This is a genomic window from Chitinophaga agrisoli, assembly GCF_008386695.1.
In the GTDB taxonomy this organism is placed as follows: Bacteria; Bacteroidota; Bacteroidia; order Chitinophagales; family Chitinophagaceae; genus Chitinophaga; species Chitinophaga agrisoli.
Genome location: NZ_VUOC01000004.1, coordinates 715,560 through 741,895 on the forward strand (window position 1 = coordinate 715,560; position 26,336 = coordinate 741,895).

At 50.8% G+C, this 26,336-nt stretch carries 16 protein-coding genes; 1 reads left to right on the forward strand and 15 read right to left on the reverse strand.

The window, feature by feature from the left end; all coding sequences use genetic code 11:
• Window positions 1-30: 30 nt before the first annotated feature.
• From F0L74_RS22005 to F0L74_RS22060, 12 genes are all read right to left on the reverse strand, one after another.
• Entirely contained in the window at window positions 31-888 is an 858-nt protein-coding gene (locus F0L74_RS22005) for a glycerophosphodiester phosphodiesterase family protein (RefSeq protein WP_149840070.1), read from the reverse strand.
• A gap of 35 nt (window positions 889-923) precedes the next feature.
• On the reverse strand, window positions 924-2,465 hold the full coding sequence (locus F0L74_RS22010; protein ID WP_188316107.1) for a RagB/SusD family nutrient uptake outer membrane protein: 1,542 nt from the start codon (window positions 2,463-2,465) through the stop codon (window positions 924-926).
• 20 nt (window positions 2,466-2,485) lie between these two features.
• Window positions 2,486-5,743 (reverse strand): TonB-dependent receptor, encoded by a 3,258-nt coding sequence (locus F0L74_RS22015; RefSeq protein WP_188316108.1) that lies wholly within the window; start codon window positions 5,741-5,743, stop codon window positions 2,486-2,488.
• 222 nt (window positions 5,744-5,965) lie between these two features.
• Entirely contained in the window at window positions 5,966-6,895 is a 930-nt protein-coding gene (locus F0L74_RS22020; RefSeq protein WP_149840073.1) for a FecR family protein, read from the reverse strand.
• Window positions 6,896-7,434: 539 nt separating this feature from the next.
• Window positions 7,435-8,379 (reverse strand): hypothetical protein, encoded by a 945-nt coding sequence (locus F0L74_RS22025; protein ID WP_149840074.1) that lies wholly within the window; start codon window positions 8,377-8,379, stop codon window positions 7,435-7,437.
• A 223-nt stretch (window positions 8,380-8,602) separates the two neighbouring features.
• Window positions 8,603-9,184, reverse strand: a complete 582-nt coding sequence (locus F0L74_RS22030) for an RNA polymerase sigma factor (protein WP_149840075.1) — start codon at window positions 9,182-9,184, stop codon at window positions 8,603-8,605.
• Window positions 9,185-9,292: 108 nt separating this feature from the next.
• Window positions 9,293-9,721, reverse strand: a complete 429-nt coding sequence (locus F0L74_RS22035; protein WP_149840076.1) for a nuclear transport factor 2 family protein — start codon at window positions 9,719-9,721, stop codon at window positions 9,293-9,295.
• A gap of 130 nt (window positions 9,722-9,851) precedes the next feature.
• Window positions 9,852-10,700 (reverse strand): aldo/keto reductase, encoded by an 849-nt coding sequence (locus F0L74_RS22040; RefSeq protein ID WP_149840077.1) that lies wholly within the window; start codon window positions 10,698-10,700, stop codon window positions 9,852-9,854.
• Window positions 10,701-10,868: 168 nt separating this feature from the next.
• The gene (locus tag F0L74_RS22045; protein WP_188316109.1) at window positions 10,869-11,780 is read right to left on the reverse strand and encodes a PorP/SprF family type IX secretion system membrane protein; all 912 of its coding nucleotides are present in this window, start codon (window positions 11,778-11,780) and stop codon (window positions 10,869-10,871) included.
• Between the two features lie 50 nt (window positions 11,781-11,830).
• Window positions 11,831-21,712 (reverse strand): Ig-like domain-containing protein, encoded by a 9,882-nt coding sequence (locus F0L74_RS22050; RefSeq protein ID WP_149840079.1) that lies wholly within the window; start codon window positions 21,710-21,712, stop codon window positions 11,831-11,833.
• Window positions 21,713-21,721: 9 nt separating this feature from the next.
• Window positions 21,722-22,885 (reverse strand): ABC transporter substrate-binding protein, encoded by a 1,164-nt coding sequence (locus tag F0L74_RS22055; RefSeq protein WP_149840080.1) that lies wholly within the window; start codon window positions 22,883-22,885, stop codon window positions 21,722-21,724.
• A 39-nt stretch (window positions 22,886-22,924) separates the two neighbouring features.
• Window positions 22,925-23,515 carry a phage tail protein gene (locus F0L74_RS22060; RefSeq protein ID WP_149840081.1) on the reverse strand — a complete coding sequence of 197 codons (591 nt, stop codon included), beginning with the start codon at window positions 23,513-23,515 and terminating at the stop codon, window positions 22,925-22,927.
• Window positions 23,516-23,857: 342 nt separating this feature from the next.
• Here F0L74_RS22060 and F0L74_RS22065 point away from each other — a divergent pair, with 342 nt between their 5' ends.
• Window positions 23,858-24,061: a YwbE family protein gene (locus tag F0L74_RS22065; RefSeq protein WP_149840082.1), complete on the forward strand. Its 204-nt coding sequence runs from the start codon at window positions 23,858-23,860 to the stop codon at window positions 24,059-24,061.
• 304 nt (window positions 24,062-24,365) lie between these two features.
• Here F0L74_RS22065 and F0L74_RS22070 read toward each other — a convergent pair whose 3' ends face one another.
• The 3 genes from F0L74_RS22070 to F0L74_RS22080 all read right to left on the reverse strand — a co-directional run bounded on the left by F0L74_RS22070 (window position 24,366) and on the right by F0L74_RS22080 (window position 26,317).
• The gene (locus tag F0L74_RS22070; RefSeq protein ID WP_149840083.1) at window positions 24,366-25,352 is read right to left on the reverse strand and encodes a GlxA family transcriptional regulator; all 987 of its coding nucleotides are present in this window, start codon (window positions 25,350-25,352) and stop codon (window positions 24,366-24,368) included.
• A 69-nt stretch (window positions 25,353-25,421) separates the two neighbouring features.
• Window positions 25,422-25,877 (reverse strand): NanQ anomerase/TabA/YiaL family protein, encoded by a 456-nt coding sequence (locus F0L74_RS22075; RefSeq protein WP_149840084.1) that lies wholly within the window; start codon window positions 25,875-25,877, stop codon window positions 25,422-25,424.
• Between the two features lie 140 nt (window positions 25,878-26,017).
• Window positions 26,018-26,317, reverse strand: coding sequence for a hypothetical protein (locus F0L74_RS22080; protein ID WP_149840085.1), 300 nt, complete (start codon window positions 26,315-26,317; stop codon window positions 26,018-26,020).
• Between the last annotated feature and the right edge of the window lie 19 nt (window positions 26,318-26,336).

The following is a 26,336-nucleotide window of genomic DNA, read 5'->3' on the forward strand; positions in this document are numbered from 1 at the left end:
TACGCTTAAACGGGGTGGGTTACAACCAGGCTACCTGTGCAGGCCTTTCTTTTTCAGGTAGGCCAGCAGCTCTTCCGGCAGGTTGGTCTGGATACAGTTGGCATATTTGAAAGTAGCCATCATTGCATCAAAACCGCTGTCTTTCTGCTTTTCTTCCATATCATCATACTTGCCTAAGGCATTGATCCAAACGCGCTCGCCATGCTCGCGCACGCGGGCCATCAGGGTATCAGAGTAGAAAGAGTCATCGATATGGATGGCGGCGTATTTGCCGGACTCCATGATCTTCTCAGTCTCTGCTGCGTTATGAGAACGGGGCATGATGGGGATATTCTTATCCATATCATGCAGCATAGGCGCATATTTGGCGGCATACAGGAAGAACAGTACCTGCGGGGCAGTACCGGTGCTTTCTACCAGGTCTACGGTCTTTTTAGCGGCTTCCGGTGTACCTTCCTTGAAGTCGATATCCAGCATGGCTTTGCCTTTTACTTCGTTCAGGGCCTCTTCGAAAGTAGGTATCTTTTCGTTAGAAGGCTGACCGTTGAACAGCAGTGGGAACTGCTGCAGCTCTGCATAAGTATAATCACGGATCTTGCCGGGTTTGCCCGTGGTACGGGTAACGGTGGCATCGTGCATGATCACCAGTACGCCGTCTTTTGTTTCGTGTACATCCAGCTCAATCACATCTACGCCAATACGGATGGCTTCACGGATAGCGCCGATGGAGTTTTCCGGGTATTTGGCGTGGGCCGCACGGTGGGCGGTTACCAGCACCCGCTCCGGATGATGATAGAAGTCTTCCAGGATATTGTCCAGGTTAGACTGCGCCTGTACCATCAGGCCGCTGCATAACATACAAGCTAGGATCGAAAAGGTACGCTTCATTGGGTTATGAGTTGTTCGTTAATAAAGTAAGCTGTTTACAGGTATCCGTCGTTCTGCGGGAACTCTACGGTAGAAAGGTCACGCTGGGCCTGCGGTATCGGGCGCAGTACATGAAAAGGCTTTATGTTTACCGCGTTAGGATTGTATTTCTTTACGCGGACTACCAGTTTACCGGTACGCACCAGGTCCATCCAGCGGCCTTCTTCGCCACCCAGTTCGCGGGCGCGCTCGTCCAGCACCGCGTCCATATCCAGCTGGGCAGCTGATAAAGGCGCAATGGTGGTACCTGGTTTGGCGGCACGCTGTCTTACTTTGTTGAGGTAGGTGACGCCTTCTTCCGGTTTACCATCCAGCATGAGCGCTTCTGCGGCCAGCAGGTAGGTATCAGAGAGACGGTATACAAAGTAATCGCGGAAACCGTTCAGGTCCTGGGGAGAGGCACGGGTGGGATCGTCGTGCTTTTTAACGCCCCAGTGCATGTTGTCGTTGTTAGGCGCTACCAGGGAAGTTACGCCCGGGCTGATCTGCCATACCACAGTATCGCCCAGCTTTTTGCCGGCGGGCAGGTTAGCCGGGTTGTTATAGAACCAGTACATACGGAAGGTAACATCAAAACGGCTGTCGTTCTTATCAAACAGGTTACGGAAGAACTCTGTAGGACGGAAACGGGTATAGGGACGGCCGCCCTGGTTCACATCGCGCAGCAGACCAAACTGGTCATAAGCGGGCGTGAAGAAGGCATTACCCTGGTTACCGGAGCCATTGAACAGTGCATTATTGATATACTGCACCGAAAACAAGATCTCTGCGTTCTTCTGGTTGTTATAATCAAATACGCTGGCATAAGAAGGCAGCAGCTGGTACGGGCCATCGCTGATCACCTTTTTAGCGGCAGCGGCAGCGCCGGCATAATCTCCCTGCAGCAGGTCTATTACAGCCAGCTGGTGGAGGGCAGCGCCTTTGGTGATACGGCCATAGTCAGGCTGTGTCCAGTCCAGGTTATCTACTGCAAACTGGGTATCCTCATGCATTTTTTTCCAGATATCGGCTTTGGGCGTACGGCCCAGGTCGTTCACCACACCTTTGGTCTCATGCTCCGTAAACACCACATCGCCAAACTGCACGGTGAGCCAGTAGTAGAAGTGGGCGCGGATGAAACGTACTTCGGCTTTATAGCGGTTCTTCAGCGTTTCGTCCATAGGCACCGCATCAATACGGTCCAGGAGGGTATTGGCGGAGTTGATGGTAGCATAGGCGTTATTCCACAGATCGCCCAGGTAGCCGTTGGAGGCATTCAGCGCGGTGCCATAATCATCCATGAATTTATAACCGCCATCTTTACCGTGCTGGAAGATATCGGTGCCCATGGTGGTGATGGTAAAGCCCATCTGGGAACCATAAATATTACGCAGCCCGCTGTATACGCCGGTAACGCCGTTGGCAATACCTGCGGCATCGCTGTAAATGGCTTCCGGCACTGGTTTATACAGGTCTTTCTCCTCCAGGCTGCAGGCGCTGAACCCCAGCCATGCGCATAGCACAGGAATTGAGTATTTTAAAAGTCTTTTGCGTTGCATACAACTGTTTTTGATCATCATTAAAAACCAGCATTCAAGCCGATGGAATACATCTTTGTAACCGGGTACAGGGCGCGGGTGCCATCTGATTCATATTCCGGGTCCTGGCCTTTGTAGGAAGTGAAGGTGAACGGATTTTCCGCGCTTACATTCAGGCGCAGGTTATGGATACCGGCGCGCTGTAGCCATGCCTGGGGCAGGGTGTAAGACAGCATCATGTTCTTTACACGTACAAAGCTGGCGTCTTTAAAGGCGAGCGTAGAGCCCAGGTACACGCTTTCCTGGTTCTTATCCGGGCGCGGGTTATCGTTGGTAGGATTTTCCGGCGTCCAGTAGTTCACATCCAGGTTGTTGTAACGGCCAGCCAGGCGGTTGTTGTTCTCATACCACTGAGAGTACAGCATATAGTCCTGACGGGTATTCAGCACTACGGTCAGTTCCCAGCCTTTATAGAGAAAGTGGTTGGTCAAACCGCCGGTCCAACCCGGCATTAAGGAACCGATCACTTTACGGTCCTTATCGGAATAGGTCTTATCTCCGTTTACATCTTCGATCTTGATCATACCAGGTTTAAAGCCGGCAGCGGTAGCAGCAGCCGCTTCTGACTCCTGCCATACGCCTACTTTGTTATAATAGTAGATCACGTTGATAGGTTGGCCAATCAACCAACTGTTACCCAGATCATCTTTACCATCACCATACAGTTGCACGATCTGGTTTTTATTGAAGGCAAAATTCAGGTCTGTTTTCCATTGGAAACCACTGGGGGTGGTCAGGTTCACCGTAGAAAGACTTACTTCCCAGCCTTTGTTGCGGGTAGCGCCAATGTTCTGTACGACCATTGTATAACCAGTGCTGCCAGGTATGCTCCGGGGCAACAGCAGATTGGATGTATTAGCGATATAATGTTCTACCGAGCCGGATATACGGCCTTTGAATACGCTAAAGTCCACGCCAAAGTTCAGCTCGCGGGTATACTCCCAACGCAGGTCCGGGTTGGCAATAGTGGTAGGCACAAAACCGTTGAACCCTGTTTCTCCAAAAGAATAGGGACTCTTTTCGAGGATAGCAAAGGTTTTATATGGATCAATGCTGTTGTTACCAGTGCTGCCGTAACTTACACGCAGTTTCAATGCGTCTATATTACGCGCATGCTGCATAAAAGGCTCTGCATCTATACGCCAGGCCGCAGCCGCGGAAGGGAAAAAGCCCCATTTATTGCCGGGCGCAAATACGGAGGAACCATCCGCACGGGCGGTCAAGGTCAGTAAATAACGATCTTTATAATCGTAGTTCACACGCGCCATGTAAGACAGCAGCAATTTTTTATAATAGTCGCTGGATACGCCGGTCACTTCGCCTGCTGATTGCAGGTTGTGATAACCCTGCGCTTCATAAGGCAGTTTGTTTACGCTGATGCCAGAGGCGTTGCCTATCTCCTGCTGAGAGCTTTGCAGCAGCGTTACATTCAACCCATGATCCTTATGGAAGCGATGGTTATAACGCAGGATGTTCTCGATGGTGATAGCAAATACATCGCCGGTGGTGTAGCTGGCGGTAGGGTTACCACCCTGGTTAGCATCGGTAAGGCTGCCTTTGAAGATACCTTCGCTAGAGGTTTCCAGCTCAGGGCCTACGTTCAGGCGGTAGGTAAGGTCTTTTAAGATATCCCATTCGCCAAACAGGCTGGCGAGCACGCGGGTCTTATAACGCTGATCGATGGTATTTTTGATCACCATCAGCGGGTTCACACGCTGACCTTCATCATTGGTAGGACGGAACGTTAAAGCGCCGGTGCTGTCATAAGGCACACCCAGCGGGCTGGTGCGGAGCGCGTCATCAAATACGGTGTTGTCAGTAACGTTCTGCACAGAGCGCGTTACGAAAGAAGATACCCCAAAGCGAAGGCGGTCATTTACCTGGTGGTCCAGGTTGATACGAAGGGAACCGCGTGTATAATCCGTTTTATCGATGATACCGTTTTCCTTAAAGTAGTTGAAGGAGATGGCGAACTGTGTACGTTCTTTACCGCCGCTGATAGACAGCTGGTGGTTCTGGCGGTTACCCTGGTGGTAGATCAGGTCCTGCCAGTCTGTAGAGCGGCCCTTAGCAATGGATTCCAGGGCGATGTCGTCAAATAAGGTGTTATCTGCCGGGTACTTGTTATTAGGATCGGCAGTACGGGCAGCTTCGCGGCGCAGTTGTGCAAACTGTGCACCATCCATCAGGTCCAGTGTTTTGGTAATGGAGGTGATGCCGTAATAAGCATCATAGTTTACGTTGGTCTTGCCAACTTTACCACGTTTAGTGGTGATAAGCAGTACGCCGTTAGCGCCGCGGGAACCGTAGATAGCGGTGGAGGAAGCATCCTTCAGCACATCTATGGAAGCGATATCATTAGGGTTAATTTCATTGAGGCTGGCGTTCTGCAAGGGAATACCATCCATTACGATCAGGGGATCATTTTTACCCTGTATAGAACGCTGGCCGCGTATAAGGATAGAAGCAGAACCACCGGGCTCATTGCCACTGCTGGCAATATCCACGCCGGCGATCTTGCCTTTAAGGCCCTGGATGGCGTTAGTAACGGGCAATTCACTGATCTCTTTCCCCTGCACGGTTGACATAGCGCCGGTTACATCGCGTTTCTTTTGTGTACCGTAACCTACTACCACTACCTCTTCCAGGCCTTTGATATCTTCTTGTAGCACGATGTTCAGATCGGCAGTGGCAGTGATCTCACGGCTAATGTAACCGGACATAGATACCACCAGCACCTCTCCTGCGGCCGCCTGTACGAAGAAAGCGCCTGTACCATCGGTCACGCTGCCGCGGCCGGCGCCTTTCACCTGCACCGTAACGCCGGGAAGGGGCGCGCCTTTACCGTCCACTACCCTTCCTTTAAGCTTATCATCGGCCGCTTCCTTCACTACGGCCTTTACGGGGGCCGGGGCCGTTACTTCCTTTTCGAGGATGATCACTTTACCGTTCTGTACCTTGTAGGTAAGGCGGGTATTGCGCAACAGCTCGTTCACCACCCAGGCAATATCTTTCTGGCGGGCGTTGATGCTGATGGCTTTGTAGGGCGCTACTACCTGCTCATTATAGATGAAGAGGTAGCCGCTTTTCTCCTGGATGATGTTAAATGCTTCCTTCAGAGATTTACGCTGAATGGCGAGATCCATTTTCTCTTCCGGTACCTGTCCCCTGGTTGGGGCGGCCTGCATCAGCTGTATGCCAAGGAGCATTCCCATTAATAACAGATGCCCTGTTCTCATGACCTGCTTAATTACAGATACAACATTACTGGTACAAATTTTCATACCTTTGTACGGGTTTTAATAATTGATCAAATCGTTATTGAAAATCAGCCGGAGGATCAATTGGTGATTGGCGTTACGGATTGACCACTTCCAGGCATTGCGCCGGTGAGGATTGCCTTACCGGTTTTTTTATGTGTGTATGTTATCCTTTTACATAGGCGGTGATTTTTAAGGTGATCATTTATTCAGCATGATAGTGTTCCCGTTTACCTGGTAGTGCAGGTTATTAGCCATGCTCAGGGCTTCCAGTACTTCGTTCAGCGGATCAGCTGCCTGGAAGCCGGCAGTGATGCGGTATGCCGCCAGTGATGCATTTGCAAAGCTGATCTTTACCTGGTATTTATACTCCAGCTGCATGGCGATGATATCGAGGCGTTCATTATCAAACAGCAGGCGGCCGCTGGTCCAGCCGTTGATGGACTTTGCATCGATATGTTGCTTTTCCCATACCTGGTCTTTTGTGTGCAGGGTCATCTGCTCATCCGGCAGCAGGATCATCTCCTGCCCTGCCAGCTGGCGTAAGCTATCATCACACCTTACGGATACCTTACCCTGCTGCACCGTTACCTGTAACAATGCGAGGCGCTCATAGGCCCGTACATTGAACACCGTGCCCAATACCCGGGTACGTATACCGCCGGACTTTACGAAGAAAGGATGGTCCGGGTCCTGTTTTACGTCGATATTCATTTCGCCGGTGAGGAGCTGTACTTCGCGCTCGTTGCCTTTAAAAGCGGCGGGGTAGCGTAAACGGGTACCGGCGTTGAGCCATACAATAGAGCCATCGCTCAGCTGCAGGCGTAACGGATTGCCGTGTGCAGCATAAGCCTCCTGCCATTGTATTTTGGCGGGACGTAATTGCTGTACCAGCAGGTAGCCGATACCCAGTAATAATACCAGGGCGGCAGCTACCCTGAGCAAGGGGCGCATGCGTATTATTTTACGCGGCTGCTGTATGCGTTGTAAGAGTTGCTCCTGCAGTCCGGCCTGCTCCGGAGGCGCAATATCGCGGCGTGCGGAAAGTTGCTGCCGGTACCATTCTTCTACCAGTAGTTGCTCTTCCGGCGTGCATTGACCTGCCACGTAGCGCTTTAATAAATCTTTCATTTGTTGGTTATGATGCCAGCGTTTAAGCCAGATACGTATAATAGACAGGTGAAAGGAACGGAAGGGGTAGATGGGTGTATTAAGCTAATGTTAAGAGAATTTTGGGGATGGTGGGTGGTATTAATATGGTATAACGGCAGATCGTACAAGCATAGACGACGGAAGGAGCCAGCATAGTGCAAGGAAAGAGCAAGTCAAGGTGGATAAAAGGTGGACTTTGTATGGAAATTGGGCGAATTTCAGGCGGAAGGTGATTGATGAGGGGTGGATAAGGGGGAGAGCGTGATGCGATAGATTATTGAGGGAGATTTTGGCGATGGATGTAGTGGTTTGAGGAAGATTTGGGGATGATTATAGTGTTTTGAGAAGCGTAAGCGGTGGATGGAGGGCGGGGAAAGCGCGATTTTGATGGCAATGGGCATGAGGGGGCAAATCGCTTGCATTGAGGTAACAGCAATATTGATTGTTGATAAACACGGCTGAGGGTATATCCAGCATCCTGGAAGGAATACCGGCAATATACCAGGATGAAGGACGGCCTATTCCAGTTGCGGAAATGACGGCGACAATTTGCTGTAAGCGTTGGCATTGGCAAAACCGGCCAGCGTATGCGGCATGATGTAGCGCTTCTGCGCCTGGCCGTATGCCGGGCGTTTGCCTTTACCCTTCTTCCCTACCGGCTTTTGTACTGGTACAACAGGCGGTATAACGGTTACGATGTCTGCGGCCATATAACGGCGGTCATGGAAGGGATAGACCTCACCGTTGCAGCTGGTGCAGGCACGTAGTTGCAGGACCACGAACAATGTGCCTTTACCGGGTACAGAAAGCGGGAGATCCAAGCCATTAAAGGGCTGGTCCTGCCCTTTGCAGGATGTATCCAGTTGAATGACTTCGAGGGACTCGTCTATGCCGGTTATGCAGCGCTCTGCAAAGTTGATGCGCACGGCTATGGCATGGACTTCCATATGGGTGGCTTTTTGGGGCATGCGCACCAGCTGGGCGGGTATTTGCAATATACCTTCGGGTGTGTAGGTAGCCGGCTGATTTAATATACCTTCCAGGCCGGTATGAGGATTAAAGCGGAAACCTTTTAGCGACTGCAGCTGATGGTGCTCCGGGTTTGGCAGGGTTTGCGATAAGCGCTGCGATAGCTGATCTGCGGTGGCGTGGCCAGCGAAACGATCGTTTGCAGGCGTATATGATGGAGACACAGGCGGTTCTTTGGCCGCCAGTATCATCGCGCGGTTTAAACGGTTGACCAGCGTACCATCGCTACGGGTATCCAGCAGTGGGACGATTGCCTGGCGGATCAGTTTTCCCTTGCGGCTGATAATGCCGAATGCGTGGGCGGCCTGCCGGGTAGCCGCGGTTTGATGTACGTATTCCGGACGCCGGCGGATGATATGGTCTTTGTTCCGGCGGTAGCCGGTGAAATCACCCAGCTTGCCGGTGAATTTGATAATGCCTGATTGCTTTGCCATAATACATTAAGTTTTTCATTATGAGGTTATTGTTTTTAATGAATAGCATTCAATTTAAGGAAAATGGAGGGATTGCTAAAATTGATTTTTTTTAGCAGAAAGGGGCGGTGGAGGGTGTGCGGATGTGCAGATGTGTGGATGTACGGATCGAGGTAGTCAAGCATGTGGTGAGACGGTAGAGCGTGTGGTGAGGCGGCGGAATTCGGGGAAGTGGCAAGAACTATCAAAACAACAATGGAAAATGCGACAGCTTATGCTTTAGCGTGCGGATGGCATTACTGATCTGTTTCTTTACGGTTTCCTGGGAGAGCTGCAGCTGGCCGGCGATCTCTTTATGAGAGAGGGCGGTTTTCCGGCTCAGTTCAAATACTTCGCGCATGCGGGCGGGCAGCTGGCCTATTTCATATTCTATGTAGGCGGCAAGCTCTTTTTCCGTCATGTGCTGAAGGGTGGAATGATCTGCGCTGGAAAGGAATTGTTTGAGGGAATCCAGGTGATGGCGGTAGGTACGTTTATGCGCGAGCAGGTTAAGCACGCGGTTGCGCACCGCGGTATATAAATAAGCGGCCAGCGGTCCTGATAACTCAATACCGCCGGCTTTTGTCCATATTGTAGTGAAAATTTCCTGTACTACATCCTGGGCATCCTGTTCGTGCTCGAGCATGCGGTATGCCTGGTAATAGAGCACGCCCCAGAAGCGTTTGTACAACTCTTCAAATGCGGGCGCTACGCCTTGCTGGAACTGCAAAAGCAGCTCCTCATCATTTAGTTCACTTAATTGACCAGGAATAGCGACGTGATACATACTGTCCTTGCGTTACAGGCTGCAATATGCGCCTCAGTGCAGGCAAAATTACTCCGGGTAGCGGGATATTTTATATTAAATTAGTATGAACACATGCGCGGAGGCAGCCTACTGCATGGTAAGCAAGGTAACATGTGCGGCAACCGCCTGCCAAACGCCCTTCCTTTTTATATAGAGGTCCGAGTAACAATTTGTGCCATGCATGGTCTGCTGATCTGTCTGAATTGAAAAGTGTGTGTACGAAGTGACCAGCGCTGTTTGTCCGAATACTCTTATGGTGGTGCTGTCAATTTCGGCGGTGGTTGTTATATCTGCCGCGCCTACATTCCGGATGATGTCTGTTTTGTTTAGCTTATTGCCCTTAGGTGCGATCATGATCATATCGTCTGCCAGGATCTGCTGCATGGCAGCCGTGTCTTTTGTGGCATAGCTGGCGATCCAGTTACGATTGAGCCGGCTGATAATAGCGCTGTCTGATTCCTGGCCAAAGCTAGTGAATGGGATCAGTATTAGTGAGAGTAAAAATAAATGGTGCATTGCACGATAAGTTTTAATAAAGATAATTATTCAGCTTATACGCGCTCCGGCTTTTCGTACTAAAAAAAAGAACCGTTCCCAATACCGGGAACGGTCCGTTGTTCACTTACACTATAACAACAAAAACAAATTACCTGGACAGTTCTTCAAATTCTTCGTCGCTCAGGTCTATTTCTGCCGCCTTCAGGTTTTCCAGCAGGTGTGCAAGGGAGCGGGTGCCGGGTATGAGCAGGATGTTGTCTGCACGTTTCAGCAGCCATGCCAGCGCTATCTGGGCGGTGGTTGCCTTATGACTGGCGGCGATACGGTCAATCTTATCCGCCATGGATTCCGGGCCGCTGGCCAGCGGGAACCAGGGAATAAAGGCCATATTGCGGGACACGGTGTAATCCAGCACGTCTTCCCACTGGCGGTTACCCAGGTTGTACAGGTTCTGTACGGATACGATGGGCAGGATCTTCTCTGCCTGTTCGATCTGCGCCACGTTCACTTCTGACAGGCCCACAAAGCGGATCTTGCCGGCTTTAACGGCATCCACCACAGGGGCGAGGGTTTCCTCTACCGGTACATTAGGATCAAAGCGGTGCAGCTGCCACAGGTCGATAGTATCTACCCTGAGGCGTTTAAGGCTGCCTTCGATGTTTTCACGGATAAAGTCCGGTTTGCCATTGGGTATCCACTGGCCGGGGCCGGGGCGGTTAAAGCCGCCTTTAGTGGCGATCACCAAGCCGGGTTTGTAGGGATATAAAGCGTCTGCGATAAGGGATTCGTTCAATTTGGGCCCGTAGGCTTCTGCGGTGTCTATGAAGTTCACCCCATCGGCTACCGCGGCCTGCAAAACCTTTTTTGCATTGTCGCGGTCTGCTGCCTCGCCAAAGACGCCTTCGCCGGTGAGCTGCATACCGCCATATCCCATTCTGTTGATCTCGAGCTGGCCACCCAGTTGGAAGGTCAATGATGTTTTGCTTTTTGTTGTCATTTTGATTAAAGTTTATGGGTATAAAGGTGGGATAAAATTCCGGAGGGATCGTTGTTAAAAACAAAGGTTAACTTATGAATATCAAAGATGGGGTAGCGATGGGACCGCTGTAAGAAAAACGGGGCTGTATCTTACGATACAGCCCCGCCTGTTAGAATGTCTATGATATTATTTAAAAAGATCGATGGTGGCGCCTATCTCATAGGTACCGTCTACATAAGTGCGGATACCGCCTGTTTGCGTGGTGTACATTACCTGCAACCTTACCGTTTGCGCGATATTCACACCAGCGCCGGCGGTGATGCTTTTAGTGGTATGGTACATGGCCATTACGTTGGCTACATTATTCAGGAAGCCTACGTTAAAGCCGGCATCCAGGATATTGTCGTACCCTCTTACGCCGCGATAACAAAGCTTAGGCTCAAAGCTGCTTACTGCGCCCTGTTCCGGTGTGAACTTATAGGAGGCGGCGGAGAAAAAGATGGTACCGCCATCTACGGCTTTATTATCACCGGTAAACAAACTTCTTACGTTAGGCAAGGCGGCCTGGATGTTCCAGTGGCCATCTGTATAGGCCATGCCGTATTCGCCTTCAAAGTAGTTGTCACGGCGGTTAAAAGCGCCCAGTGACGGATCGTCCGCATCCCCGTTCACGCTCTTATAATCCAGGCGCTGCACACTTACAGCCAGGGAAAGGCCAAAGTGCAGGGTTTGCCCGTTATCGCCCAGGGGCAGATGGTAACCATAGGTAAGCGCCACGCGGGTGCGTTGCATCAAGCCTGCTTCATCGTTGAAGAGGTGGATGCCGGCTCCTACCCTACTACCCAGGAGCATGTCTGCGGAGAAGAACTGGGTGCGCGGGGCGCCGTCAATCCCGTTCCACTGGTTGCGGTAGGCCCCGTTTATATGCAGGCCGGTATCTGCGCCCGCCATGGCCGGGTTGGCCAGGTACTGGTTCTGGAAATACTGGGTACCGGAGGGCTCCAGCAGGGCCTGGGTGTTACTCAGGCTCTGCGCCATAGCCTGCTGGCTGCAAAGGCCTGCGGTCAGTAATACACAACAAAACAGTAACGCACGCATATGATTAGTATATAAAAATGAATAACGCATGATATCATAGTTTAACCGGATCATTGCTCGTCCCGGATGATGGTGATATAACCTTTCGCCGTTTTAGCTCCGTCATTAATCCTCAGTATATAATAGTAAGTGCCTTCTGCCAGCGGTTTGCCGTTGAGGGTGCCTAACCAGTCGTTGGCGTAATTCCGTTGCTGGAACACGATACGGCCGGAGCGGTCAAACACCTGTACCTCGTTGTTTGGATAGCTGTCCAGGTTACGGATCACCCACTTATCGTTCCTGCCGTCGCCGTTAGGCGTGAGGATGTTGGTAGCGTCTACCTTGAAGTCCTCTATTACGGTGATGCTGATGCTGGCCGTACCAATACAGCCTGCGGCGCTGGTAGCGGTTACTTCGTAAGTGGCGTTATCCTTTGCCTTGGCTTCCAGTACAGCGGTCTGCTGACCGCTGATGATGCCGTCTATATTGGTCCAGCTGTAAGTGCTGGCGCCGGTGGCGGTGAGGTGGATCACATCGCCTTTGGACACGCTATTGCCTTTATCACTGTTGATGGTGATAGCGGGCAGGTTATTCACCGTAATGGTGAAGGTGCGGCTCAGCTGATCTACAGCGCCGTTGGCGGTACCACCATCGTCCTTAATGGTAACGGTGATGGTAGCTGTGCCGGTGGTTACGGTGCTCTTGAGCTGGTAACTCAGTACACCGGCTGTACTTACGCTCAGCGCATCGAAATAAGGCTGGTTAGACGTTGCCGTGATGGTATATGTCTGACCGGCTTCTACCGCAGACGCGCCAGTAAGTTGGATGGTATGTACATCTGTACCGGTACATACGCTTACATTGCTGATGGCATCCAGGGTAGGCGTTTTATTTACAAATGCCAGGATCACATTGATGGGGATGGCGGTGGCGCCGCTGGTATTGAGCCCATCACTTACCGTTACGCCCAGTACCACGGTGGTACCTGCTTTCGCATCCAGGAGGCTGGCATTCTTCACCGTGATCTTACCGGTGGCATTATCCATTGCAAAGGCGCCGCCGCTCGGGTCTGATGTGATGGTCCAGTCCTGGAATACGTTGCTGGCGTCTGTAGCGGTTATTGTACCTACCGTTGTGCCTACCGGCTCGTTGTTATTTACGGTGAGAGTCTGGGTGTTGATCACCGGCGCTGTTTTATCCACCGTGCGTGCCAGGTTACCGGAGGCGGTATTGTTATTACCACCGTTGTTCACCGCAACATTGGCAGGTACGCTGAGGTTCAGCAAACCATCCGTACCCGGTGTTACTGTCAATGTGTATACGGTATTATCACTGGTCTGCAGGTTGCTGACAGTGGCGTTCACCGCGGTTATACCCGTTGTTGCAAAGCCTGTTACGGCCTCGCTGAAGGTAATGGTAGCGGTAAAGGGCGCATTCACGCGCGCAGCGGCCGCAGATACGATCTGTACGGATGGTTTGGCGGTATTTATACGTACCCCGCTGGTATTGGCAACCCCGTTCAGCGTAAGCACCGCGTTATTGGCAGATGCATCACGGATCCAGCCGCTGTGCAGTATTAAAGCTGTACCCAGGTTGATGCCGTCGAGGTCCATATCCCCATCTACAACGGTGTAGTTGAAGAGCAGATCGCCATTGGTACCGCCGCCACTAACGAAGTTAGCATACACGGTCTTACCATCGAGGATCAGCGGCAATTGTATCTCCTGCGGGGCGGAGGCCATCACGTTCACCGTTTCGCTATAGTGTACGGTGAAGGGAAGTACATCGCCGGCTTTATAATATTTATTAGCCGGTACATCTACGGAGCTGATCGCAGGCGGTGTACCGTCATAATAATAAGAAATGCCGGAAGATGCCGCATTACCTGTACCGGCTACGTTCACCGCTGCATTGGCGGGCACCTTGATCGTTACGGTACCCTGTGCTGCTGGCGTTAAGGTCATGGTATAAGTAATGTTATCGGTCGTTGCGAAATTGGTCAAGGTGGCATTTGTCACCTGTATATCGGAGATATCGAAGCCGGTTACCTTTTCGCTAAAGATAACGCTGAGAGTGAAAGGCGCGTTTGTTACGATACCGGAGAACGTAACGGCCGGTACTATGCTGTATACATATACGGTGCTGGTATTAGGCACGTTATGCAGGGTCAGCAACGCATCATTGCCGATGGCGTCCCGGATAGTGGCGCCATTGAGCTTCAGGTCAGGCGCCAGTTCGATACCATCCAGGTCCTGATCTCCGGGCAGTATGTTATAGTGGAAAGTCAGGGAATTAGCGCTGGTAGCGGTTACAGTAGCTTCGCGGGTAGCGCTGCCTATCAGCACCTCCAGTACAGGTGAGCCGGTAACGGTCACGGTCTCGCTGAAGTATACAGTAAAGAAGAGGTCATTGCCATTTTTATAGTAACCTGGCAATGGCGCGCCTACAGAGGCAACCACCGGTGAAGTGGCGTCTATCTTCACGACATTGGCGGAGATATTATTCAGTACCAGGAGGGCATCATTGCCTGCGGGGTCTTTTATAGTACCGCCAGCCAGCTGGAGGTTAGCGCCCAGTGCGATACCATCCGCATCCAGATCGCCTGGTACCACGGTGTAGCTGAAGCGGAGCGTATTGGTACCGGTACCGCCGGTATAGGTTGCCTGTCCGTTACGGCTGGTCATTATAATATCCAGCTGAGGCGTACCTGTTACTGTTACAGTTTCATTATAGTGTACGTCGAAGTTGAGCACGTCTCCTGCTTTATAGGTGGCAGTAGATGGTTTGTCAACAGCTGTAATGGCCGGCCCTGTACCATCGAAGGTGACGGTAAGCGAACTGGAAGCTGTATTTGGATTACCGCCTATATTAAAGGCTACGCCTGCAGGAACAGTCATTGTTATGTTGCCGCCTGTTGGCGTTATTAATATGGTATAGGTGATGCCATCGTCTGAAGTATTCAGGTTCGATGCAGTGGCATTCGTGACATCCAGGTCAGTTGCCGCGAAACCAGTTACTTTTTCGCTGAAGGTAGCGGTGACCTCAAAAAATCCGTTCACCAGGGGCTGCGGGGCGCTCAGTGTTACAGACGGGATATCTGTATTTACGAACACACCGGCGGTGGGATCAACGTTGTTCAGCGTAAGCACCATATCGTTGCCGTTAACATCCTTCAAACTACCGCCGGCATTCAGGGCGATGATACCAGCCGGCTGGATGCCGTCCATATCCTTATCACCCGGTTGTACGGTATAAGTGAAATTCAGCAGATCGGTGCCAGCACCGCTGGTAAGGACCAGCTGTTTAACAGCCGTGCCGATGGTCACATCTATGGTGGGCGCGCCTGTTACATCTGTAGCTTCGCTGGTATGTACTTTAAATGTGAGCACTTCACCCGCTTTGTGATAGCCATCAGCAGGCACTTCCACGGAAGTAACCACAGGCGCTACGGCGTCTATTTTCACTACGCTGACGCCAACGCCATTTAATGTGAGGTTAGCATCATTGCCGGCGATGTCTTTTATGGTACCGCCTGCAAGCTCCAGCGCTGTACCCAATGTAATGCCATCCGGATCATTATCGCCGGATTGTACCGTGTAGCTGAAATGAAGATCCGTGGTTCCACTGCCGCCTACAAAACCCGCTTGCCCGTTTCCACTATTCATTACAAAAGGTAACACTGGCGTACCGTTAACGACTACGATCTCATGGTAACGTACAATGAAGTCCAGTATATCTCCTGCTTTATAGGTATCCGTGACCGGCACCGCTACTATTGTGATCTGCGGCGGCATATGATCGTAGGTAACATTCACATCACCGGAACCGCTATTAGGATTGCGGCCTATATTGTTGGCTGCGCCTGGCGGAACAGACACGATCACCGGACCATCTCCCGATGGCGTTATCAGCATAGTATAGGTGATACCGCCGTCTGTTGTATTCAGGTTGGACACAGTGCCGTTTGTGATATGCACACCAGCTGCTGTGAAGCCAAATACCTCTTCGCTGAAGGTAGCGGTAACAGTAAATGGCGCATTCACTACGGCAGGCGCGGTGGTAGAGAGGTTTACGGTAGGCGTGGTTGTATTTACGCGCACATTGGTAAGATCGCCCACGCCATTCAGCGCTAATACCAGGTCATTGCCGGCTCCATCTGTGATGATGCCGCTATTCAGCACCAGGGCAGTAAGGGCGATGCCGTCCATATCCTGTTCGTTCGGTTGTACGGTATATTTAAAGGTGAGGACATTGGTGCCGGAACCAACATTAAAATCAGCCTGCACATTAGTAGTACCAATTGTTAAGCTTAGCTGCGGGGTAGCCGTAACTATTACCGTCTCGCTGGTGTGCACCTTTAATTCGAGCACTTCGCCTGCGTGATAATATTTATCAGCCGGTGCATCCACGGAAGTAATGGTGGGCACTATGCCATCTACTATTACAGTGGGGTAGCTGCCAGCCACTGCCGGAACAAGGTCGTTGCCGGCATCGTCGCGGATAGTGCCGCCGTTCAGGCTTAAGGCACTGGCCAGCGTTGGTCCGTCCAGATCCAGGTCTGTGGATTGTATTGTATAGGAGAAGGTAAGGCTGTTTGTACCCGTACCGGATACATAACCAGCCTGGCGATTTTGGCCGCCTATGTCAACACCCAGGTAAGGAGCACCAGTTACGTTTACAGTCTCACTGGTGGCTATCGTGAAGGTGAGCACATCGCCTAATTTATAAACACCGGTGGGCAAGGTAACGTTGTTCACTACCGGAGCGGTACCGTCATAAGTGCGGCCCAGCGGACCGGAAGCGGAATTGGGATTGCCAGCAAGATTCGCTACTACGTTTGCGGGTACCTCTAAGACTACCAGACCATCGGCCGTTGGGGTGATCAGCATATCGTAGATAGCCGGCCCGCCCCCGGCTTGTGCAGGCGTGCCAACGGTAGCCGTACCTGCGAGTATATGTACATCTGATGCCTGGAAAACAAATACGGGTTCGCTGAAGGTAACTCTTAAGACAAACGGCGCATTCACTAACGCAGGAGAGGAGGAAGTAAGTGTAACGGAAGGTATGACCGTATTGACCAATACCTGATTGGTGGGATCTACGTGCTGGAACGTCAGATCCGCATCGTTGCCTGCAGCATCTTTTATAGTACCGCCATTCAGCTCCAGCGCGCCAGCCAGCTGAATGCCATCATCATCATTATCTCCTGACACTACGGTATATGCGAATGTGAGGGTATTGCTACCGGAACCACCTGTCAGGGCAGCATGTACGATAGTTCCGCCAATGGTAACCGGTATATACGGGGTGCCTGTTATGTTTACATTTTCGCTGGCGTGTACTTTGAAGTTGAGCACATCGCCCTCTTTATAATATGCGTTATTGGGTACATCCACGCTGGTAAAGTTTGGCGCAACCGCATCTATGATCACACCGCTATAGTCGCCGGCAGGCAGATTAAGGATAAGGTCATTACCGGCAGGATCACGCATTGTGCTGCCATTCAGCACGATCTGGCTGGCTACTACCGGCCCATCCGGGTCATTATCGCCAGCAGCTACGGTATAACTAAAGGTGAGGTGTTCCGAATCGAAACCACCAGTAAGAACGGCATTGCGGTGCGTGGTACCTACGGTAATATCCAGGTAGGGCAACTCGCCGGAAGGACCGGGTGTGATCTGTTGTATTTCGGAGAAGTCAACAATGAAGTTGATCACATCGCCCAGCGTATATGTTCCGGGTGTAGCGGATATGCCGGTAACTGTAGGGCGCGTGACGTCATAGAAAACAATGAGCTCATTGGACGCCGGACTAGGATTGGTGCCTATGTTGTGCGCCGCGCCGGGAGGTATCTTCACCAGTACCGAACCCTCTGACGTTGGCGCCACATGTACGGTGAATACCTTGTTATCGGATGTGTTAAGCCCGCTAATCGTGGCATTGGTAAAGTTAATATCAGCTAAGTCAAAATCTGCCACCGCATCGGTGAAGGTGATGGTGACGTCAAACGGATGATTTAACAGCGTGCTGGGCGTGGATAAGGTAACATTGGGTATGACGGTATTTACAAGCACCCCGTTAGTGGGGGCTACGCCATTCAATGTAAGCACCAGGTCATTACCGGGTACATCCCTGATAGTGCCGCCATTAAGCTCCAGCGGAGATACGATCTCAATGCCATCATCATCGTTATCACCATTCGCCACCGTATATATGAACTCCAGCGAAGTGGTACCGGAGCCGGATGAGAAATCTGCGCGCCTCACAACTCCGCCAATATTCACGTTGAGGTACGGGCTACCATTTACAACCACATTTTCGCTGGTATTTATGGTAAAGCGGAGCGGGTTACCCTCAACGTAATATTTCGGAGTTGGCACCGCCATGGAAGTAACAACAGGCGGTACAGCATCTACCAAAACAGCTACGTAGTTATTGATGGCTGTAGGGAGTGTGGCGTTGTTGTTCAGGGCGTCTTTGATAGTGGCGCCATTGAGATCGATGGGATTCTCGGTAATGCCATCCAGGTCCAGGTCCCCATTTACTATGGTATAGATGAAGGTGAGCACCTTGCCTGCGCTGCTGGTAAGCGGCACATTGCGCGTATTACCGCCTATGGTGAGTGGCAGTATAGGTGTGCCTGTCACTACCAGGTCCTCATCAAAGGTGAAGGTAAAGGTAAACTGCTGGCCTAACCTATAGACTCCATTTGCCGGGTGGGTTCTGGAAAAGACAGCCGGGCCATGGGTATCGTAGTTGAAATTATATGGAGCGGATGCCGTGTTGCCGTTGGTGGCGATGTTATGTACGACATTAGCTTTCACTGACACGCTGCCAGCGCCTTCTGCATCGGCGGTTGGCGTGATGGTGACCGTCCATTTTTTATGATCTGACGTGCTCAGGTTGGTGATGGTACCGCCTGTGATGTCGAAACTGGCGGCTGTGAGATCGTCTGTTACCGTTTCATCGAAATCAACGGAAATGTCGAATGCTGCGTTATATGGAGAAGCGGTGGCCGGCGTGATGGTAGGATCAGGATGTGTTGTATTGATCTTGATCCCGCTGCCATCGCCAACGCTGTTCAGCGCTGGTACCATGTTATTGCCTGCTGCATCCCTGATGGAGCTGCCGGGAGGGAAATTGAGATTGGCGCCCAGTGTAATACCGGTTTCGGTATTATCGCCGTCCACTATATTATATGTAAAAGTGAGTTGGTTGCCAATGTTGCCAGCATACAACGCCTGCCGGGTAACTCCACCGATATTCACATCCAGGGTTGGGGTACCTGATACGGTTACCGTTTCGCTGGTATTTACCAAAAATACAAGCGGCGTTCCCAACTCATTAATATAATAACCGTTGTGGGAGCCAGGGCCTGGCATGGTTACGGATGCAACGGTGGGCGGGCGGCCATCTATTAATATACCAGTATAGTGGTTGGCTACGCCTATTACAGCGTTGTTACCGACAACGTCCTTGATGCTGCCGCCGTTCAATGCGATCTGGGCGTCCAGGTCAATACCGTCGAGGTCCTGCTCGCCAGCGGCTACAGTATAATTAAAGATCAGTGTACGGGCATTTGCGCCGGCTGTGTAGGCAGCCTGCCTTGTATTGCCGTCTATAATAATTGGCAGTGTAGGCGCACCGGTTACAACCACGTCCTCATCATAGCTGATGGTGAAGCTGACCACGTCGCCGGCTCTGTAATACTTACTAGCGGGCGGAGTGACGGTAATAGCAGGGGCCTTGGTATCCCAGGAAATGCTGAGGGGCGTAGTGGCAGACAGGTTGCCATTGCCGGCTGCATCGTGTACTGTATTAGCCACCACGTTTACTGTACTGCTATTTGTCTCGCCGTTAAGCGGCGTCAGGATGATATCCCAGGTCCTGTTATTAATCTTTGTCAGGGGGCCAACGTTGACTCCCGGGAAACCCAGGTCAGACATATTCAGGTCGTCTACCAGGTCTTCGTCAAAGGTAACCGTGATCGTAAATGCACCGGTTACCGGGAAAGTCGCGGCAGTGGTGATTGTGGGGGTAGGATGTTTGGTATCCACCTTTACCTGTGATAAGTCCGGCGCCGTACCTAAAGACAACAGGGCGTCGTTGCCTGCCAGGTCTCTGATAGTACCGCCGTTCAGCACAATGGCAGGCGTCATGCCGATACCATCCATATCGTTGTCACCGTCCACTACCGGATAACGGAACAGCAGGTCGGTCGAGCCGGAGCCGCTAACATAGGTAGCCTGGCGGGTAGTGCCACCGATATTTATACCGATGGAAGGCGTGCCAGTAACGGTGACATTTTCACTGTATTTAACCGTGAAGTCAAGGTTCTGCGTTGCGCGATAGTAGCCATTGGCAGGCGAAGTAAGGGATACGAAGCCGGGCGACGTATAGTCTGTTGTCCATGTCCAGGTAGCGGGCATTGCATCGGTGTTGCCTAATGCATCTTTGGCGCTTACCAGTAATGTATGACTACCCTCCGTAAGGGTGGCAGGAAGATCGTAAGGGTTAGTAACGGTGGCGAATGCCCCTACTCCATCGAGCTGCGCTAAGTAGGTAACGCCTGATTCGACAGGTGTTACGCTGAATGTGAAATGCCCTCCATGGTTATTGGTAGGGTTAGCCGGTCCTGCGTCTATATTGGTATTAGGCGCAGTTTTGTCGATGGTATAGACTTCGCCGGAGGTATAGGTGCCGCCGAAGATGGTGGGATTAATACCCGTACCCGGCACATCCAGGCGGATGGTACCGCTGCCGCTACCTGTATTAACGGTTACTGTATAAGTATCGCCGCTACCAGTAACGGTTGCAACAGAAGGGCCTGTTACACCGGTTGAAGTAAGGCTGAATGCGGCATTTGTTACGTTTGTAGCGTTACCGCTGAATTTAACGGTATATGTAACTGAGGCAGCATTGGTAGGATTAGCAGATGCACGGGTAACGCTGGTAACGGTGAGGGGTGGCGTTAGTTTCAGAAAACGCCCCTCTCCGGAGGCGCCGCCATCATTCACAAAGATGTTACCAGTGTTGCCTACTACGATGCCCCATGGGTATTCCAGACCTGTTTTGCTAAGTGTGGTAGCAGGGCTGGTAGGCACTTCCACGCCGGTTTGCAGGCCTGTTATCGGTGCTGTATATTTTACAATATGATAGGTCCCATTAGCACCAAGGGCGCCAACAGACTCTAGCGTATACACATTATTTTGTGCATCTACCGTGAGGGAAGAGATATTCTTGCCGGAGGATATTGTGGTAGCCACATTGTAATTAGGGGGTGACAGCTTCAGCAGCTTACCGCCGCCGTTTTCGATGCGGTCGAAAATGTAGATGTTATCCAGGCCATCCACTGCAATGCTCCAAGGATAGGTAGTTGGCTGCCCAGCAACGGTGGAACAGGGAATCCCATCATACAACAGGTCTGGGGCGGCGTTTTCCTGACCAACTTTATATCGCATGAGTTTGTAGGTATCATTGGATGGGTCAACGTCCCCGCGATTATCAAACTCCATTGTCAGCAATCTATTAACATTATCAAATGCAAGGGCACAATAAAAATCACCGCTACGCATCAGGTGCGGGGTATAGGTAACTGCATCCAGCTTTGTGATCTTCCAGCCAGAGAGATTTATCTCTGTAACGAAAACGTCGCCGTTATCGTTCACAGCGAGGCCCCAGGGGTATTGGTCTGCGGCGGCAGTCGGACTATAGAGTGGAGTGCCGGCACCACTGCCGTCTGGCGGAAGCTTAACCACTTCGTATGCAGAGTTAGCCGCATTTTCCCGGACCATAAAAATGTTACCGGCGTTATCTCTTGTCAAGGCGCGATAGCGGCCACCGGTCTGTAGGGAGGTGACAGTATACGCTTGCCCATAAACGTCAACACCCGCCAGCAGGCAGGTGATCATGAGCAGCAGTATGTTCAGACTTTTAGTAAAAGTATGCTTCATATGGATCTATTAAATACAGAGGAAGGGATTTTGCCAGCCGGAAATGTTGTCATCGTGTATGGCAGCCAGTTCTTTAGCATCGAAACGCATTCCTTTTCCCTGATCAACAATGATTTTGCGAATATTAGTGGAGCTAGTTGTTATTTTAATGATATTGGATAAAGGCAGGGCAAAGCCGGAGGCGGGGTAAAAATTCTTTTCACCACGGGGTCCTTTGATAATGCCGGTACGTAATTGCTGCTTTACCGCATCCCAATCTTTCTTCTGGGCATAAGGCAGCACTTCTTTCCATACCAGTCCGGCTTCATAACCCATTAAGGCATATATATTGGCGGGTTGATTGGCGAGTGTTTCAAATTTCTTTACAAAGGCCTGGTTGGCTTTACTTTCATCTTCACGCATCCATAACTGGGAGGTATATATTTCAAGGTTGGCATGTTTTGCATCTTCCAGTATGTCGTCATAGGCCATTGTTTCTGCTACCAGCAGCGGCACTTTTTTATGGAGGCCGCTTTGTACCCATTTTTGCAAAAAACGGGTGCCCATAGTGCCGCAGAAAACAGCGTGCACATAGGCTGGGTGTTGTTTTTCCCATTTGGCGAAAATGCCATCTACGTCCAGTTTGAGGGGATCATTTTCATCAAAAGGCAGCACGGATATTTGCAGTTCCGTACCACCGGCGCTAAATACGCCTTGCTGGAAAGTACTGTTGAGGTGATAACCGGCCTCGTATACGGGCATGATCATATGCCCACCGGGGCCAAAGTTATTGTGCGCCCAGTGGCCCAGCGCATATTGCGACTGCCACAGCTGGTGTGAAGCATAGAATACGTCCGGGCTGAGATAAGGGAAATGCGGTACATATTCCCCCATATCGAAAAAGAAAGCAGGTCTTTTTTCTTTTTCAATCAGGGGAATCAGACCGGGAACGGATTTATAGCTGATAAGGCCGGATAAAATATCGACACGATTAAAGAAAAGCAGCTTACGGGCCGCTTCTTCGTTCATTTTCATGCCGCCCATCTGCGTGTATTCCGGGATAAATTGTATTACGCGTTGTGTAGCCGGATCTAATCCCATCCCCAGCATCCAGCCTGCGAACAGGTGTTGTGAGTAGAAAGGATAGACACCCGAATAGGGCGTAAGGAATCCGACGGTCAGATGAGGGTGCATGTGTTTAAACTTGATAGTAACATTAATAATTTGCCAGCATTAGTTCCTGGAAGGGAAAATACCTGCAGTAGCGATCAGGTAAGAGATAGCCAGTATAGGATTTTGAATGCTAAAAGGCTGTGTACCACCGCTAATGCCAATCTGGATCGTTCCACCTACTTTACCGGGCGCCAGGGTGGTAGTATTATCCTGGGCAGCATAACCGGTGATGGGCAATGCGCCGGGGCCAGTACCCTGGTTAGGCAGCTTAGCAGGCACCATGTTATTAGCTGGCGTAGAGGTTGTACCCGGAGCGGTGCTTGCAGACGGGATAGAAGTCGCCTGGCTCAGGTCCGCAACGTGGTTGTGCGCAGGCATGTTGCCGATGGTCAGCGTGGTGCTGGTAGTACCAGTTACTTCACCAAGGCTGTAATTGCCAAGACCAGGCGCCTGGCCCCAACCCACAGCCGCTCTGCCACGCAGATCAGGCAATGCAAAAGTTGTTTGTCCATTACCACCATAAGTGGTTCCCAAAATAGAAAACAGGGCAGTGTTCTGGGCGATCGACAGGATTTGGCCGTTGCAAAATAACCAGCCGCGGATCTGAAAGTTTCCGCCGAACGCCATAATCATAGCTAGGTACGGTTCCATAGTGTTCTTGTGATGTGTGTGTTAAACAATAAATAATGAGAAAATGTTTAGTATGCTTTACGGTTATTTATTTGATTCTGAGGGTATTATACTGACACCAGGGCACGCGCTCCCTGCACTCTTTATCATTGCACACGACCAAAATGTATAAACCGGGAATGGAGTTTATCCATATTTTAAACGTGGGTTCCCAGGTAACAAGGACAAAATAAGTAAGTAGGAGGCTTCTCAACAATAGGGCTAAAACTACCTTAACTGCAGGTAAAGATATATTTTTCTTTTTATCAAACTAGCAAATTTTGTCATAGATGCCTAATTTGCAGGTATAAGTGGAACACTGTTATGCACGGGAGATATAGAAAAGATATTTATGAAGGCCTTGAAGTGGCTATTATTTTAAAGAAGGATCAACGTACCGGTAAACTTACCCGTGGGGTGGTGCAGGATATACTGACCTCTGCCCCCTATCACTCAAGAGGGATTAAAGTACGGTTGGAAGACGGGCAGGTAGGCCGGGTGGCAGAGATCGAACCGGAAGCAGATTGAGCGGTAGCTGATTGCCTGGATTTTAAGCGAATTTTAACAAATATGCCACTTTCATGGCGGTGAATTTCCTGGTAAAAGTGTAACTTTAACACTCGTTCACCAAAAAAAAGGAGGTATTCATGCAATCTACAGGATATTCATGGAAACCTTCAGTTAGTATCGCCTAACTGGGTTGCTCCATATAAGAAGACTGTTTTAGACGCGGACGCGTCTCCCGGCCACCGGTATACCGGTGGCCTTTTTTATGCCGGCTGGAAATTAACGGGGAATTTTCCGATGCAGGCTACTCCCCTGCTGCTATGCCTTAATTACTACTCATATTCAGCGCCCGGCAATATTTCTTCCGGTAATCCTGGGGGGTAAGACCGGTGATCCGTTTAAAGATCTTCCGGAAAGCCTTTATATCATTATACCCTACGTTGGCCATCAGGTCGCTGATATTCTGGGCGCTTTTTTCCAAAGCTTTTTTAGCGGACTCTATTTTTACCCGTTGCAGGTATTCCAGCGGGGTGCTGCTGGTGGCATGTTTAAACCGGCGGATGAAGTTGCGTTTGCTCATGTTGCTGCGCTCCGCTATCTCCTCTATGGTGATCTGGAGGTGATAATGCTCCTCTATATAGGTCTGGGCCTTACGGATCTCCTCATCTTCATGCTGTTGTTGTCCCATAAACATGGCAAAATGGGCCTGGTTTACGCGATCCATATCTATGGAGAACATTTTGCTGGCCATGACGCCTACTTCGCGACCGCAGAACTTTTCTATTAAATAGAGCATCAGGTTCAGGGAAGAGAAAGCTCCGCCGCTGGTATAGATGCCGTTCTGATCCGTGATCACCAGGTCTGGTAGTACGGTGATATCCGGGTAACGGCGCCGCATGTCCTCGGCGGCCGTCCAGTGGGTAGTACATACTCCGCCGGATAAAAGGCCGGCCTCTGCCAGGAAATAGCTGCCCAGGCATAAACTGGCTATCTCTGCTCCCCTGCGGTGCATCGCATTGATCCATGCGGGCATGGCCCGGTCTTTTTCCAGTGCCGCATCTGCACTGCCGTAAAAGGCGGGCGCTATCACGAGGTCCGTATAGGCTACTTCTGACAGGGTGCGATAGTGGAAAAACTGACCGGGGATATGTAGGGCCGTATTAATGGGCTTTTCGCTAACCAGGGATACTTTAAAGGCCGGGGGCTGGCCAATTTCCTGCAGGATGCGGTTAGCGCCGGAGAGGAGGTCCAACGTACCGGCAATCGATGACAATACAGTATCCTCATAAATAAGCAACGCTATTTCCTTCATAGACTAACTTGTATGAGTGAATAACAAATTTACTTATTTAAACGGCGCAAATACACCCATTGTTACCGTTTATTGTACGCTTATCTTGATCACCACTTTTTTTACCTGGGTGGGCGTACCGGCCATTATGTTGGGCATATGCAGGTCTGTGGGGAAGAAAACAGCGAAATAACCCTGTTCCAGGTGGGAGAAAAACGGCGGTCTTTCTGCGAACAGCATATAGTCCTTGTCTTCATCATAGGCTTTGGAGGGTTGCTGTTGCTGCAGGAAATCATGACCGATCAGTTCTGTGCCTTTTACGATGTACTGCACATCTATGTATTTGCGGTGGGATTCCATCTGTTCATTGGCAGGGTCTACGGTCTCATATTCGTTGATGATGGCAAAGATGTTATCGCCGTCTATCTCATATTTCCCTTTTTCGAGAGCGGCAAGGTCTGTGGCGGCCAGGTATTCAAAGGCTTTTACAAATTTCTGGCCCAGGGCATGGTAGCGTTGGGCATTAGCTAAGGTATCGAGTATCATAGGCGGGTAAGATAGGCTGTTATATGCAAAAAAGCAAAGCCCGCGCCCGGCGCAGGCTTGCTTTGTCCAAAGCACCATCATCACTCTACTGATGCACATGCACGCTCGTTGTTCACATATCAGGTGTACCGGTTGCAGGTTTAGTAATCCATCCTGTAATAATTGGCCAGGAAATTAGCTTCGTGATTGGGTAACACCTGGAATTCACCGGGGGAGGTTTCCTGCACGTCTTCCGCCATATAAATCCTCCCGCATTCTATCTCGCCAAACTTGCAGCCTGCCAGGAGGAAGTCCTGGCTGGCGCCGGCGAATATGCTGGGATAACCTGTTTCATCCAGGTAAAACTGGTAGTACACATCGTCCCTGTCTGCGGCTTTTACGGTAAATGTGCCAATAATGGCCAACACAAAGGCCACGAGGCCCATACGGATCTTTTTCATAGTTCTTGGATAGGTTATT

Bases quoted from the DNA above. Each gene is read 5' to 3' on its own strand.
- F0L74_RS22010 (WP_188316107.1), bottom strand. From the start codon at position 2,465: ATGCAACGCAAAAGACTTTTAAAATACTCAATTCCTGTGCTATGCGCA.
- F0L74_RS22025 (WP_149840074.1), bottom strand. From the start codon at position 8,379: ATGGCAAAGCAATCAGGCATTATCAAATTCACCGGCAAGCTGGGTGAT.
- F0L74_RS22080 (WP_149840085.1), bottom strand. From the start codon at position 26,317: ATGAAAAAGATCCGTATGGGCCTCGTGGCCTTTGTGTTGGCCATTATT.
- F0L74_RS22020 (WP_149840073.1), bottom strand. From the start codon at position 6,895: ATGAAAGATTTATTAAAGCGCTACGTGGCAGGTCAATGCACGCCGGAA.
- F0L74_RS22040 (WP_149840077.1), bottom strand. From the start codon at position 10,700: ATGACAACAAAAAGCAAAACATCATTGACCTTCCAACTGGGTGGCCAG.
- F0L74_RS22050 (WP_149840079.1), bottom strand. From the start codon at position 21,712: ATGAAGCATACTTTTACTAAAAGTCTGAACATACTGCTGCTCATGATC.
- F0L74_RS22065 (WP_149840082.1), top strand. From the start codon at position 23,858: ATGCACGGGAGATATAGAAAAGATATTTATGAAGGCCTTGAAGTGGCT.
- F0L74_RS22035 (WP_149840076.1), bottom strand. From the start codon at position 9,721: ATGCACCATTTATTTTTACTCTCACTAATACTGATCCCATTCACTAGC.
- F0L74_RS22005 (WP_149840070.1), bottom strand. From the start codon at position 888: ATGAAGCGTACCTTTTCGATCCTAGCTTGTATGTTATGCAGCGGCCTG.
- F0L74_RS22030 (WP_149840075.1), bottom strand. From the start codon at position 9,184: ATGTATCACGTCGCTATTCCTGGTCAATTAAGTGAACTAAATGATGAG.
- F0L74_RS22075 (WP_149840084.1), bottom strand. From the start codon at position 25,877: ATGATACTCGATACCTTAGCTAATGCCCAACGCTACCATGCCCTGGGC.
- F0L74_RS22015 (WP_188316108.1), bottom strand. From the start codon at position 5,743: ATGAGAACAGGGCATCTGTTATTAATGGGAATGCTCCTTGGCATACAG.
- F0L74_RS22060 (WP_149840081.1), bottom strand. From the start codon at position 23,515: ATGGAACCGTACCTAGCTATGATTATGGCGTTCGGCGGAAACTTTCAG.
- F0L74_RS22045 (WP_188316109.1), bottom strand. From the start codon at position 11,780: ATGCGTGCGTTACTGTTTTGTTGTGTATTACTGACCGCAGGCCTTTGC.
- F0L74_RS22055 (WP_149840080.1), bottom strand. From the start codon at position 22,885: ATGCACCCTCATCTGACCGTCGGATTCCTTACGCCCTATTCGGGTGTC.
- F0L74_RS22070 (WP_149840083.1), bottom strand. From the start codon at position 25,352: ATGAAGGAAATAGCGTTGCTTATTTATGAGGATACTGTATTGTCATCG.